Origin of the sequence: Sphingomonas sp. (assembly GCF_025362505.1) — a bacterium.
Taxonomy (GTDB): domain Bacteria; phylum Pseudomonadota; class Alphaproteobacteria; order Sphingomonadales; family Sphingomonadaceae; genus Sphingomicrobium.
On sequence record NZ_JANYGG010000107.1, the window covers coordinates 1 to 12,095 of the forward strand.

The window sequence follows — 12,095 nt, forward strand, 5'->3', positions numbered from 1 at the left end:
AGTCCTCTCCTGGCACCAGCGGCCGTTCCGACTTCATCATGCGGCAAAGGCCAGGTCGGCTTGGTCGAGTCGCCGAGAAACTCCTGACCTACGAGCCTCTAACGATCGAACGCCTGCGGAGCAGCAGATAGGCGGCGGGCAGGACCAGCATCGAGAGCAAGGGCGCGGTGATCATTCCGCCAATCATCGGCGCGGCGATCCGGCTCATTACCTCTGACCCGGCGCCAGTGCCGATCAGGATCGGGAACAGACCGGCGAGGATCACCGCGACGGTCATCGCCTTGGGGCGGACACGGAGCAACGCCCCTTCGCGCACCGCCGACGCGATCCCTTCGGCGTCGACATCCGGACCGCGTTCGGCGAGTGCGTGCTTCAGATAAATCAGCATGACAACGCCAAATTCGGCGGAAACCCCGGCCAGCGCGATAAAGCCGACCCCGGTCGCGACCGATTGGGCATAGCCGAGCAGGTAGAGAAGCCACAGTCCGCCAGTCAAAGCGAACGGCAGGGTCCCCATGATCAGCGCGGCTTCGTCGAGCCTTCTGAATGTCGCGTAGAGCAGAAGAAAGATGATCAGCAGGGTCACCGGTATGACGATCTTGAGCCGCGCGACCGCGCGCTGGAGGAACTCGAACTGGCCGGTGTAGGCGACGCTGACACCGGGGGGCAGCTTGACCTGGCTCGCGACCGCGCGCTGGAGGTCACCAACGATCGAGACCAGATCGCGCCCGCGCCCATCGATATAGATCCACGTCGCCGGGCGGCCATTTTCGCTGCGCAGCATCGGCGGACCCTCGCTAACGCGAATATTGGCCACCGCGCCGAGGGTGGTCTGTTGCAGCGACGGGGTCAGCACCGGCAGGTTGCGCAGCGCGTCGAGATTGTCGCGCAGCTCGCGCGGATAGCGCACGCTGATCGGGTAGCGCGCGAGCCCTTCGACGGTCTGTCCGATGGTCTCGCCCCCGATAGCGCCTGACACGATCGATTGGACGTCGGCGACGTTGAGCCCGAAGCGCGACGCTGCGGCGCGATTGATATCGACATCGATGTAACGACCGCCGGTGAGCCGCTCGGCCAGCGCCGAACTGACACCGGGCACGGTCTTCGCGACTTGCTCGATCTGGCGCGCAGTCCGGTCGATTTCCGCCAAGTCGGACCCCGACACCTTGATCCCGATCGGGCTCTTGATCCCGGTCGACAGCATATCGATCCGGTTGCGGATCGGCGGGATCCAGAAATTGGCGAGCCCGGGCACTTTCACGACATGGTCGAGCTCGTCGATCAGCCGCTCCTGCGTCATGCCCGCGCGCCATTGCTCCTTGGGCTTAAAGCGGATGGTGGTCTCGAACATTTCGAGATTGGCCGGATCGGTCGCGGTTTCGGCGCGTCCCGACTTGCCGAACACGCTGTCGACCTCGGGGACGGTCTTGATCAGCCGGTCGGTCTGCTGGAGCAGTCGCGCGGCCGTCGCGGTGGACAGCCCGGGCAGAGCCGACGGCATGTACAAAAGATCGCCCTCGCTCATCTGCGGCATGAACTCGCCGCCGAGCTGGCTGATCGGCCACAGGCTGGTCGCGAAGATCAGGCCCGCGATGACCAGCACCTGCTTGGGCCGCCTGATCGCCCAGTCGATCGCCGGGCGATAGACACGGGTTAGCGTTCGATTGATCGGATTGTCGTCCTCAGATGGAATCTTGCCACGGATCAGAAACCCCATCAGCACCGGGATCAGCGTGATCGACAGGATCGCCGCGCCGGCCATCGCATAGGTCTTGGTGAATGCGAGCGGAGCAAACAGCCGACCTTCCTGCCCTTGAAGCGAGAAAACCGGGATAAACGAAAGGGTGATGATCACCAAGCTGATGAACAGCGCCGGCCCGACCTCGGCGGCGGCGGCGGTGATCACCTTCCATCGCTCCTGATCGCCGATTAGACGATCGGGATGGTCCCGCGCCCAGCGTTCGAGATGCTTGTGGGCGTTTTCGATCATTACGACCGCTGCATCGACCATCGCGCCGATCGCGATGGCGATCCCGCCCAATGACATGATGTTGGCGTTGACGCCCTGCACGCGCATCACGATCAGCGCCATGAGGATGCCGAGCGGCAGCGTCAGAATCGCGACCAGCGCCGAACGCGCGTGCCACAGGAACAGCCCGCAGACGATCGCGACGACGATGAACTCCTCGAACAGTTTGCTCGTGAGATTGTCGATCGCGCGGTCGATCAGGCCCGAGCGATCATAGGTGGTGACGATCTCCACGCCCGGCGGCAGGCTCTTCTTCAGCTCCGCGAGCTTCCGGGTGACCCCGTCGATCACCTCGCGGGCGTTCTTGCCCTGGCGAAGGACGACGATCCCGCCGGTGACCTCGCCTTCGCCGTTGAGCTCGGCGATGCCGCGGCGCATTTCGGGGCCAAGCTGGATCGTCGCGACGTCGCCCAGCCGCACCGGCACACCGCCCGCCGCGGCCTTCAACGGGATCGCGCGGAAATCGTCGAGCGATGTCAGATAGCCACTCGCTCGAACGACATATTCGGCCTCGGCCATCTCGACCACCGAACCGCCGGTTTCCTGGTTGGCGCGCTGGATCGCCTCGGTTGCCGCCGCCTGAGTGATCCCATAACTGACCATCTTCGCGGGATCGAGCACCACCTGATACTGCTTGACCATGCCGCCGACGGTCGCGACCTCGGCCACGCCGGGAACGCTCTTCAGCTCGTAGCGGAGGAACCAGTCCTGGATGCTGCGCAGCTGCGACAGGTCGTGTCGCCCGGTTCGGTCGAACAGCGCATATTCGTAAATCCAGCCGACCCCGGTCGCGTCGGGGCCGAGCGAGGTCGTCGCGCCCGGAGGTAGCCGCCCTTGAACCTGGCTGAGATATTCGAGCACCCGCGAGCGCGCCCAGTAAAGGTCCGTGCCATCCTCGAACAGGACATAGACGAAGCTGTCGCCGACGAACGAATAACCGCGCACGACGCGGGCGCCCGGCACCGACAGCATCGTCGTTGCCAACGGATAGGTTACCTGGTTCTCGACAATCTGCGGCGCCTGGCCGGGGTAGGAGGTCCGGATGATGACCTGGACGTCGGACAGATCGGGCAGCGCATCGACGGCGGTCGTGCGCACCGCGACGATGCCGACTGCGACCAGCAGCGCCGCCAACAGCAGGACGAGGATGCGCGCCTTGACCGAGGCGTGGATTATCCGCGCGATCATCGGGCGTCGCCGCCGATCGGGCGCGCCGGGACGTCGCTCAGGCTGGCTTCCGAATCGATCAGGAACTGGCCCGAGGCGACCACTTTTTCGCCCTCGGCTAGTCCGGCCAGAATGACCGTCTGTCCGTCGGCTTCCTGGCCAGTGCGGACCTCGGCCGAGCGATAACGACCGCCTTTCTGCGCCAGCATCACCAGCGTTCGCTTGCCGGTTCGGATCACCGCTTCGCTGGGCACAAGCAGGCCGCCCTGGGTTGCTTCGTTAAGATGCACAGTCGCGAACATTCCGGGGCGCAACCTGCCGCTGTCGTTGCGAAGTTCGATCCGCAGCGTGAGCGTCCGGCTGTCGGCCTGCGCGGTCGGCAGGACCGCGATCACGCGGCCGAAGAATTTCTCCCCGGGAAAGGTGGCGAATTCGGCGGTCGCAGATTGGCGCGATTGCAGCCTGCCAGCCAGCGCCTCGGGAACGGCGGCATTGAGCCACACCGTGCTCAGCCCGGATATTTGAGCAAGGGTCTGCCCCGCAGCAAGGGTCATGCCGCGTCGAACGTCCAGGCTCTGGATCACGCCGCCGATCGGGGCGGTGATCGTCGTAATGGCGCGGACCCGGCCGCCGCGTTCGACGCGCGAGACCTGGCCTTCGGACATTCCCAACAGCCTCAAGCGCTGACGCGAGGCGGCGGTCAGGGCGCGATCCCCAACTCGCCTGACCGCAAGATATTCGGTTTGCGCGCCACCCCATTCAGGTACGAGAATGTCGGCAATCGGCGACCCCGCGCCGACCACGTCGCCTGGAGCCCGAGCATAGACGCGCTCAACAAATCCGCCAGCCCGCGACTGAACGATGGCAACGTCGCGTTGGTTGAAGTCGACCACGCCGGTGACATTGAGTGCGCTGGTCAGTGTCCCGAGACGCGCTGCGACCACCCGCATGCCAAGGTTCTGCATGGCGGACGGATCGACCGTAACGCCGAGCCCCGTGTTATTTCCCTCGCTCGCGTATTTCGGGCGAAGGGTCATCCCCATCGAGGAGAGACCGGGTCCGTCGTGACGCTCATTGGGGACCATTGGGTCATACCAGTAAAGTATCCTGCCGCGTTCGGCGGTAGTAGCTGGGGGAGCGTCCGGCGCCGTCCATCGCGCGACCCCGAACCCGATCGCGCCGCTCGCCACGACCGCCAAAATCGCGACACGACCGCGCGGGCTATTAAAGACGTTCATTGGTCATCGCCCAAATAAGTCATTTTCAATCGCACTGCGTCGGTCGCGACCGCCGCTTCGCGGTCGATCACCGTGAGCGTCGTGTCGGCGAGCGCAACATGCGCGTCGATGATGTCGGCGAGGCTGGCGCGGCCGGATGCGAAGCTCGCGGTCTCGAGCGCCACGCGCTGCTCGGCGAGCGGCTGCAGGACATCGCGGGCCCGCTCCCATTGGTCATGGTGCATTCGATGGTCGGCCAGCGCCGCGGCCAGGTCGGCCTCCAACGCTCGCCTCGCCGCGTCGCGGCGCGCGCCAGTCCGGACGGATTGAAGTTGCGCCGCGGCAATTAGCGGGTCCTGTCGGTGCCTGGAGAAAAACGGGAGGGTCATCGAAACGCCGGCCGAGACATAATCGCCGAAGCGCGGATCACGGTGCTGGTAGGCGACGTCGATCCCGAAGTCGGGACGTTTTCCGGCGCGCGCGAGCGCCACCTCGGCGTCGTTCTGATCGGATTGCGATGCAATCACGGCAAGGGTCGGATGGCGTTCCAACGCGCGCTGCAGCGCCCCGGTATCCAGCGAGATATCGGGCATGGCGCCGGTGACCTCGGGATCAGGATCACCGGTCCAGCGCGTCAGTTCGGCGCGCGCGCGGTCAGCCTCGGCCACCTGTTCGCTTCGGCGGTCGGCGAGGGTGGCCAGCGCGACGCGGCCAGAAAGAGTTTGGGCCGGGCGCGCCGCGCCGGACGCTAGTGCCGCCGGCGCGGTATCCACATAACGTCTCAGTCGAGCGGCAATCTCGTCGAGCGCCGCCATCCGCTTGCCGGCATAAGCGAGGTTGATCCAGCCAACCGCCGCGCCGACCGCAACGCTGCGTTCCTCGACGCCCGTCTCGGCTCTCGCGGCGCTGATATTGGAGCGAGCTCGGGCTATTTCGGCGCGGCGCTTGGCTGGATTGGGGAAGTCCTGCGAAAGCCCGAGCTTGACCCAGGTGAAATCGTCCCGCGACGGCTTGAACGCAAGCGGCCCAGAGATGGGAAAGCTTTCGACGGCGATCGACGCTTTGGGATCGGGCAGCCGTCCGGCGGCGTCCGCGGCGGCACTCGCCGCATCGACGCCGATTGCGCTCGCCTTCAGCGACGGCGCGGTGCTTCTCGCCGCTCGAAGCGCCGCGTCGAACGTCAATGGCGCGGCGTAGGCCGGCCACGGCGCGATCGTTGCCAATAATGCGAAAATTCGAAAGTTCATGACCGCTATTCCTGCGCATAGGATTCCTGCCCCGGACGGAGTCCGGGCGTGGATTCAGAGCAGGGAAGCGGGCGGCTCCTGTTCCGGAGCGATCGAGCGATCGTTGGGCTTGTGAGGCGAAGGCCAGATTACGACTGACTGTTCAATCGATAGGCGCGGGGCAATGAGCAGCGCGGGCTCGATCATCGCTGACGTCGTGCAGCCGACCATCGCGTCACATCCCGAAGGAATATGTTTGGCTTCGGGAGTGCCAGGGGCTTTTGGCATCGCCATCATCGCGCACGCGTCATCGTTGGCGGCCTGGAACTCCATCATTTCGGGACAGGGCCGTGTCGAAGCGACAGCGGTTCCCTGGCCGACCAGGCCCATGACCGCTCCAATGAGCAATGCGAGGTGCAGTAACCGTTTCACGACCGTTCGATGCATAGAGGAGATAGGTTGCCCGTCAATTACGTTGCCGTCAGTCGCGGGTGCCAAACGACCCATTTCCCTCAAACCGAATGCGCCGGGGCTTGCTTGCAATGTTCGTCGAGCGACGTTTCGAGCTGGATCGTACAGTGGTGGATGCCGAACCTTGCCTCGAGCATCGCCGAGGCGTCATGCAGGAAATCATCGCCGGGGTGTCCTTCGGGACGGACCAGGTGCGCGGTCAAGGCGACTTCGGTCGTGCTCATCGGCCAGATGTGAAGGTCGTGCACGACGGTCACACCAGGAAGGGCCGAGAGCGCGGCCGTCACATCGCCGGGAGTGATTCCCGCCGGGACCGCGTCGAGCGACATCGACACGGAGTCGCGCAGGAGACCCCATGTCCCAATCACGATCACGGCGACAATGACGAGGCTCACGACTGGATCGAGCCATACCCACCCAGTTCGAAGAATGACCAGTCCCGCGATCACGACCCCAGCGGATACCGCGGCGTCCGCTGCCATGTGCAGAAAAGCTCCGCGGATATTGATGTCGCCCTTTCCGCCGGCAAAAAGCAAGGCGGCAACGCCGTTGACGACAATGCCAACCCCAGCCACCGCCATCACCGTTCCGCCACCGACCGGCTGCGGATTGCCGAGCCTTCGGACCGCCTCGAACGCGATTGCGCCGACGGCAATCAGCAGAAACACCGCGTTGAACAATGCCGCAAGAATAGATGAACGACGCAGGCCATAGGTGTATCGAGCGCTCGGGCGGCGCTTGACCAGTATCGTGGCGCCCCAGGCCACGCATAGCCCGAGCACGTCCGACAGATTATGCCCCGCGTCTGCGATGAGCGCCACGGAATTGGACAAGATGCCGTAGGTCGCCTCGATCGCAACAAATCCGATGTTGAGAACGATGCTGACTAAAAATGCTCTCCCGTACGACGATCGTCCAGTGTCGAGTTCAGTGGCGTGATTGTGATTATGTAACATTCGTATCCAAACATTCGCTTGCATGTATCCTGACCTGGAGGATAGGTCAGATTGATGGAACATGAAAGCCATTCCGGAATCATCGTGCGCTTGAAGCGAGCGCACGGCCATCTCGCATCGGTCATCAACATGATGCAGGAAGGACGACCCTGCGTCGACCTGGCCCAACAACTGCACGCCGTGGAAAACGCGGTAGCGAACGCGAAGCGCGAATTGATCCACGACCACATCGAGCATTGCCTGGGAGACAAGATCGAGACGAGCGCGGTAGCGCCCAAGACCGCCTTGCTGGAGTTTCGGCAGCTCGCGAAATATTTCTGAGGACCGACGATGGTTTTCCGTTTCCCCGATCGGTTCGGCTTTGCCGGGACGCAACGCAACCGGTTGGCGTAATTCGACCGGAAAGGTCGGGGCCATTCCATGGACGTCCGGTACTTGCCAGAAAAACTGATGGTGCCATTGATGGTTTCGAGCGAAGTATGAACGAAGAATAGTTCAGTAAATTAATTACTTAGGTGGTCTTCGAGAACCGTGTCCCGGGTGCGATGTGGCCTTCGCGGCGGGGTTTCGCTCTGGTTGCCCGGTGAAGGCAGATGGCAAGTTGCGGCGCCGTTGCATTCCGATTTTGCATCCCGCACACTCGTGTGATCGAGCTTGAGGGCGGGGGAATCATGTCGTCAGTTAACCGGATGACGGCAGTGCGGCTCCTCCTGTCATTGCTGCTCGCCTTCGCGACGCCGGCTGCGGCGCGCGAGCCGGCGCAGTGCCGGACGGTCAAGCTGTCGGACATCGGCTGGACCGACGTGACCGCCAGCACCGCGACGCTGTCGGTGGTGCTGTCCGCGCTCGGCTACACGCCCAAGGTGACAGTACTGTCGGTGCCGGTGACGTATGCGGCGATGCGCAATCGCGATATTGACGTGTTCCTCGGAAACTGGATGCCGTCGATGGAGGCCGACCGTCATGCGTTCGTCGCCGACAAATCGGTCGACGTGCTCGGGCCGATCCTGACCGGGGCCAAATATACGCTGGCCGTGCCCGACTATCTGTACGACGCTGGCTTGCGCGATTTCGCCGATATCGCCAGGTTCGCGGGGCCGCTCGGCAACCAGATCTACGGGATCGAGCCGGGTAACGACGGCGACCGGCTGGTGCTCAAGATGATCGCCGACAATCGCTTCGGGCTGGGCGGGTTCAAGCTGGTCGAATCGAGTGAGCAGGGAATGCTCGCCGAGGTCGAGCGGGCGACCAAGGCGCGCGACCCGGTGGTGTTCCTCGGCTGGAACCCGCATCCGATGAACCTGCGCTTCAAGATGCGTTACCTGAGCGGCGGGGATGCCGTGTTCGGACCGAACTTCGGCGGGGCGTCGGTCTTCAAGAATACCCGCGCCGGCTATGTCGCGGCCTGTCCCAACGTCGGGCGGCTGGTGTCGAACATGGAGCTCAGCATCGACGAGACCAACGCGCTGATGTCGGCGATACTCGACCGGCACCAGGCTCCGACGACCGCAGCCAAGGCGTGGCTCGCGGCGCATCCCGAGCGATCGGCTCAGTGGCTGCAGGGGGTCACTACCGCCGATGGTAAGCCCGCCGCCGCCGCGCTCGCCGCCGCGGTGACCGGGGCGACGGCGTCGACACCCTTTTACCTGACCAAGTTACCGGTCGGCGACTGGATGACTGAGCTGGTCGATGCGGTGAAGACCCAAAGCTGGTTTTTCAACGGCGTGTCGGCGGTGGTGACCAACCTTGTCGGCGCGCTCACCGCGGCGCTGAACGCCGTCCCGCCGCTGGTCCTGATCGGGCTGTCGTGCGCGCTGGTGTGGTGGTTGAAACGTTCGGTCGGGTTGGCCGTGTTCGTCGGTGCCGCGCTGCTGTTCATCGTCAACCAGGGCTATTGGGCGGCGACGGTCGAGACGCTCGCGCTGGTCGGGTTCGCGACCCTGATCTCGTCGCTGATCGGCATCCCGATCGGCATTGCCGCGGGACATCGGCCGGGGCTCGGCAATGCGCTGCGCCCGGTGCTAGACCTGATGCAGACGCTGCCGACCTTCGTCTATCTGATTCCGACGCTGGTGCTGTTCGGGCTGGGGATCGTGCCGGGGCTCATCTCGACGATTATCTTCGCGCTGCCGGCGCCGGTGCGTCTGACCCAGCTCGGAATCGAATCGGTCCCGCCGGCGCTGGTCGAAGCGGGCGAGGCGTTCGGCGCGACGCGGCGCCAACTGCTGTGGAAGGTCGAGCTGCCGAGCGCGGCGCCGATGATCCAGGCCGGGATCACCCAGTGCATCATGCTCAGCCTGTCGATGGTCGTTATCGCCGCGCTGGTCGGGGCGGGGGGGCTCGGCGTGCCGGTGGTCAGGGCGCTCAACACGGTGCAGGTCGGGATGGGCTTCGAGGCCGGGTTCGCGATCGTGCTGCTGGCGATCATCCTCGACCGGGTGTCGCGCCCGGCGAAGGCCGCCCGATGAACGCGGTGGCTGGCGGAGGCCGCCCGACGAGCACGGCTATCGAGTTCCGCAACGTCGATATCCTGTTCGGTCGCCCGGCCGACTGCACGCGGGCGCTCGGCCTTCTCGACGCCGGCGCCGACCGCGCGCGGCTGTCGGCCGAAGCCAACGTCGTGCTTGGCGTGAGCAATGCCAGCCTGGCAGTGCGCGAGGGCGAGATCTCGGTGCTGATGGGGCTGTCGGGGTCGGGCAAGTCGACCCTGCTGCGCGCCGCGAACCGGCTCAACCAGCCGATCCGCGGGCAGGTGCTGATCCGCGATGGCGACGCGACGGTCGACGTCGCCAAATGCGCGCCCGACGCCCTGCGCCGGATCCGCCGGACGCGGGTGGCAATGGTGTTCCAGCAGTTCGGGCTGTTGCCGTGGCGGACGGTGCGCGAGAATGTCGGGCTGGGACTCGAACTGCAGGGCATGTCGACTGCCGAGCGCCGCGACCGGGTCGACGACAAGCTGGCGCTGGTCGGGCTGAGCGACTGGGCCGAGCGCTATGCGAGCGAGCTGTCGGGGGGCATGCAGCAGCGCGTCGGGCTGGCCCGCGCGTTCGCCACCGATGCCAGCATCCTGTTGATGGATGAACCGTTCTCGGCGCTCGATCCGCTCATCCGGACCAAGCTGCAGGACGAACTGCTCGATCTCCAGGCGCGGCTCAAGAAGACCATCCTGTTCGTCAGCCATGACCTCGACGAGGCGATGAAGCTGGGCGATCACATCTCGATCATGGACGGCGGGCGGATCGTCCAGACGGGGACGGCGGAAGACATCATCCTCCACCCGGCGAACGACCTCATCCGCGCCTTCGTGATGCACATGAACCCGCTGACGGCGCTGACCGGCGCGATGGCGATGCGCCCGTCGGATGGTCACGGCGGGGGAGAGGCCATGGACTGCGACCAGCCGCTGAGCGAGGTGTGCGCGCGGCTGGCGGTGGCGGGCGGGGCGATCACGCTGACGCGGGGGGGCGTGCCAGTCGGGCAGTGCGACGCCAGCGACGTGGTGCGGGCCCTGTCAGCCCGCACCCAGGGCTAGAGCTTACCGGCTCGAGCCGAAGCGGACGGTGGCAGTGATCCCCCACGTCCGCGGCTTCGCATAGACCCCCAGGGAGTCGCCCCAGAAGAGAGACCCGTCAAAGGCATAGCTGCGATATGCACGCTCGAAGAGGTTGTTCACAAAGACCGCCAGATCCACCTTCGAGCCTGCGGGCGAAAATCCGACCCGCACGTTTTCGACATGATAGGCCGGTTCACGCTCGACGGGGGCACACAACACCGTGAAGCAGGACTTGCCTTGGTACAGCGCATCGGCTTGCAGCGATGCTCGGCCTCCGGCGAGATCGAATTCGTAGCGCACAAGCGCATTACCCGAAAAGCTCGGCGCCTGGGGCAAATTATGGGTCACGACCGTCACCCCGTCTGGCAGCAGGACGTTCTTGACCGCGCCGTCCTGTAGTGCGCCGCTCAGCTGGATCGTAAGCCCGTCAACAGGGCGTGTCGTGAAATCGGCTTCGAGCCCTTTGATCTTGGCGGGCAGGTTGCGGACGACTTGTGTGGCAAAGACCTGCACATAGGCCTGATAGTTCTGATAATCATAATAGAAGGCCGCAAGGTTGAACGTTGTCCTGGCGCCGAGTTTCGTCTTCAAGCCGATCTCGTAAGCGTTCAGCGTTTCGGGCCGGTACGGAATGTTGTTCAGCGTATCGACGATCTGCGAGGGGAAGGGCGTCCCGGTCGAGAACGTGAAGCCGCCCGATTTACTGCCGCGGTTGTAGCTTGCGTATACCAGCGTGCCGGGTGACGGCTTCCAGTCGATTTCGGCGCGGGCAGTGAGACCGCTGTAACTGGGCGAGGCCGCACTGGGTTGTACGGTGATGAGCGCCGGATCGGCAGTGCCCGACGGATCGATGAAGCTGATGCCGCCGCGCCCGAACCGAACGGTCAGCCCGGAAATCGATTCCACCCCGACATAATCGCCGACTTTGCGGTCATGCCAGTAGCGAAGCCCCCCGATCAGCTTGATCTGGTCGCTTATCTTGAGTTCGTCCTGCGCAAAAAATGCAAAGCTTTCCGTCCGCTGGGTGAAGGCGACATCGGGGTCGTACTGGTCGAATGGGGTTGCATATTTCGCCTTGTATTTGCCGTCGATGATCATGCCAAAGGCACCGACGACGAGGTAGTTGTTCCCGAACTTGGTCGAGGCGCGGATTTCCTGCGTGTATTGGTTCGTGTTCGCGGTTTGGGAGAAAATTGTTCCCGAAGCGTAGCAGGTCACGGCTTGAGCCGGTGGTGCGCATGGCCCGGTCGTAAACGGGTCTAGAGCGACGCCGGGTTGATAGGGCAGCTCCGGCGGGCCATCGCCACCCTCGATGTAGAATTTTGACAAATGCTGGTAGTCGGAGATCGACACAAGATCGAATGCGCCCAGCGTGGCGTCGAGCCGCAGCGTGGCTGCAAACTGTTCGCGGTCGACATAGGCCGCTCCGGTCCCGGCGGTCTTCCAGGGATCGCCGCCCTGTGACGGGGTGATCGA

General features: G+C 64.5%; 9 protein-coding genes. 3 read left to right on the top strand and 6 right to left on the bottom strand.

Annotated features, from left to right (window positions below; translation table 11 throughout):
- Window positions 1-88 precede the first annotated feature (88 nt).
- The 5 genes from Q0R27_RS10215 to Q0R27_RS10235 form a co-directional block, all read right to left on the bottom strand.
- Window positions 89-3,217: an efflux RND transporter permease subunit gene (locus Q0R27_RS10215; RefSeq protein WP_293944062.1), complete on the bottom strand. Its 3,129-nt coding sequence runs from the start codon at window positions 3,215-3,217 to the stop codon at window positions 89-91.
- The gene (locus Q0R27_RS10220; protein WP_293944064.1) at window positions 3,214-4,434 is read right to left on the bottom strand and encodes an efflux RND transporter periplasmic adaptor subunit; all 1,221 of its coding nucleotides are present in this window, start codon (window positions 4,432-4,434) and stop codon (window positions 3,214-3,216) included. The genes Q0R27_RS10215 and Q0R27_RS10220 overlap by 4 nt, the downstream gene beginning before the upstream one ends.
- Window positions 4,431-5,660 carry a TolC family protein gene (locus Q0R27_RS10225; protein WP_293944066.1) on the bottom strand — a complete coding sequence of 410 codons (1,230 nt, stop codon included), beginning with the start codon at window positions 5,658-5,660 and terminating at the stop codon, window positions 4,431-4,433. The genes Q0R27_RS10220 and Q0R27_RS10225 overlap by 4 nt, the downstream gene beginning before the upstream one ends.
- A 54-nt stretch (window positions 5,661-5,714) precedes the next feature.
- Window positions 5,715-6,029, bottom strand: coding sequence for a hypothetical protein (locus tag Q0R27_RS10230; RefSeq protein WP_293944068.1), 315 nt, complete (start codon window positions 6,027-6,029; stop codon window positions 5,715-5,717).
- A gap of 122 nt (window positions 6,030-6,151) precedes the next feature.
- Window positions 6,152-7,066 carry a cation diffusion facilitator family transporter gene (locus Q0R27_RS10235; protein ID WP_293944078.1) on the bottom strand — a complete coding sequence of 305 codons (915 nt, stop codon included), beginning with the start codon at window positions 7,064-7,066 and terminating at the stop codon, window positions 6,152-6,154.
- A gap of 54 nt (window positions 7,067-7,120) precedes the next feature.
- Between Q0R27_RS10235 and Q0R27_RS10240 the strand changes: the two genes are divergently transcribed.
- The 3 genes from Q0R27_RS10240 to Q0R27_RS10250 all read left to right on the top strand — a co-directional run bounded on the left by Q0R27_RS10240 (window position 7,121) and on the right by Q0R27_RS10250 (window position 10,598).
- Complete coding sequence (locus tag Q0R27_RS10240) at window positions 7,121-7,387, top strand: metal-sensing transcriptional repressor (protein WP_293944070.1); 267 nt, start codon at window positions 7,121-7,123, stop codon at window positions 7,385-7,387.
- 350 nt (window positions 7,388-7,737) lie between these two features.
- On the top strand, window positions 7,738-9,534 hold the full coding sequence (gene choW, locus Q0R27_RS10245; protein ID WP_293944072.1) for a choline ABC transporter permease subunit: 1,797 nt from the start codon (window positions 7,738-7,740) through the stop codon (window positions 9,532-9,534).
- The gene (locus Q0R27_RS10250; protein ID WP_293944074.1) at window positions 9,531-10,598 is read left to right on the top strand and encodes an ATP-binding cassette domain-containing protein; all 1,068 of its coding nucleotides are present in this window, start codon (window positions 9,531-9,533) and stop codon (window positions 10,596-10,598) included. Before choW ends, Q0R27_RS10250 begins: the two co-directional genes overlap by 4 nt.
- A 3-nt stretch (window positions 10,599-10,601) precedes the next feature.
- Here the strand turns inward: Q0R27_RS10250 and Q0R27_RS10255 are convergent.
- Window positions 10,602-12,095 (bottom strand): TonB-dependent receptor (locus tag Q0R27_RS10255; RefSeq protein WP_293944076.1); only part of this gene is annotated, 1,494 nt, incomplete at its 5' end.

Excerpts from the sequence above, each read along its gene's own strand:
- Q0R27_RS10240 (WP_293944070.1), top strand. The coding sequence starts at position 7,121 with ATGGAACATGAAAGCCATTCCGGAATCATCGTGCGCTTGAAGCGAGCG.
- Q0R27_RS10230 (WP_293944068.1), bottom strand. The coding sequence starts at position 6,029 with ATGGGCCTGGTCGGCCAGGGAACCGCTGTCGCTTCGACACGGCCCTGT.
- Q0R27_RS10235 (WP_293944078.1), bottom strand. The coding sequence starts at position 7,066 with ATGTTACATAATCACAATCACGCCACTGAACTCGACACTGGACGATCG.
- Q0R27_RS10215 (WP_293944062.1), bottom strand. The coding sequence starts at position 3,217 with ATGATCGCGCGGATAATCCACGCCTCGGTCAAGGCGCGCATCCTCGTC.
- Q0R27_RS10220 (WP_293944064.1), bottom strand. The coding sequence starts at position 4,434 with ATGAACGTCTTTAATAGCCCGCGCGGTCGTGTCGCGATTTTGGCGGTC.
- Q0R27_RS10225 (WP_293944066.1), bottom strand. The coding sequence starts at position 5,660 with ATGAACTTTCGAATTTTCGCATTATTGGCAACGATCGCGCCGTGGCCG.
- choW (WP_293944072.1), top strand. The coding sequence starts at position 7,738 with ATGTCGTCAGTTAACCGGATGACGGCAGTGCGGCTCCTCCTGTCATTG.
- Q0R27_RS10250 (WP_293944074.1), top strand. The coding sequence starts at position 9,531 with ATGAACGCGGTGGCTGGCGGAGGCCGCCCGACGAGCACGGCTATCGAG.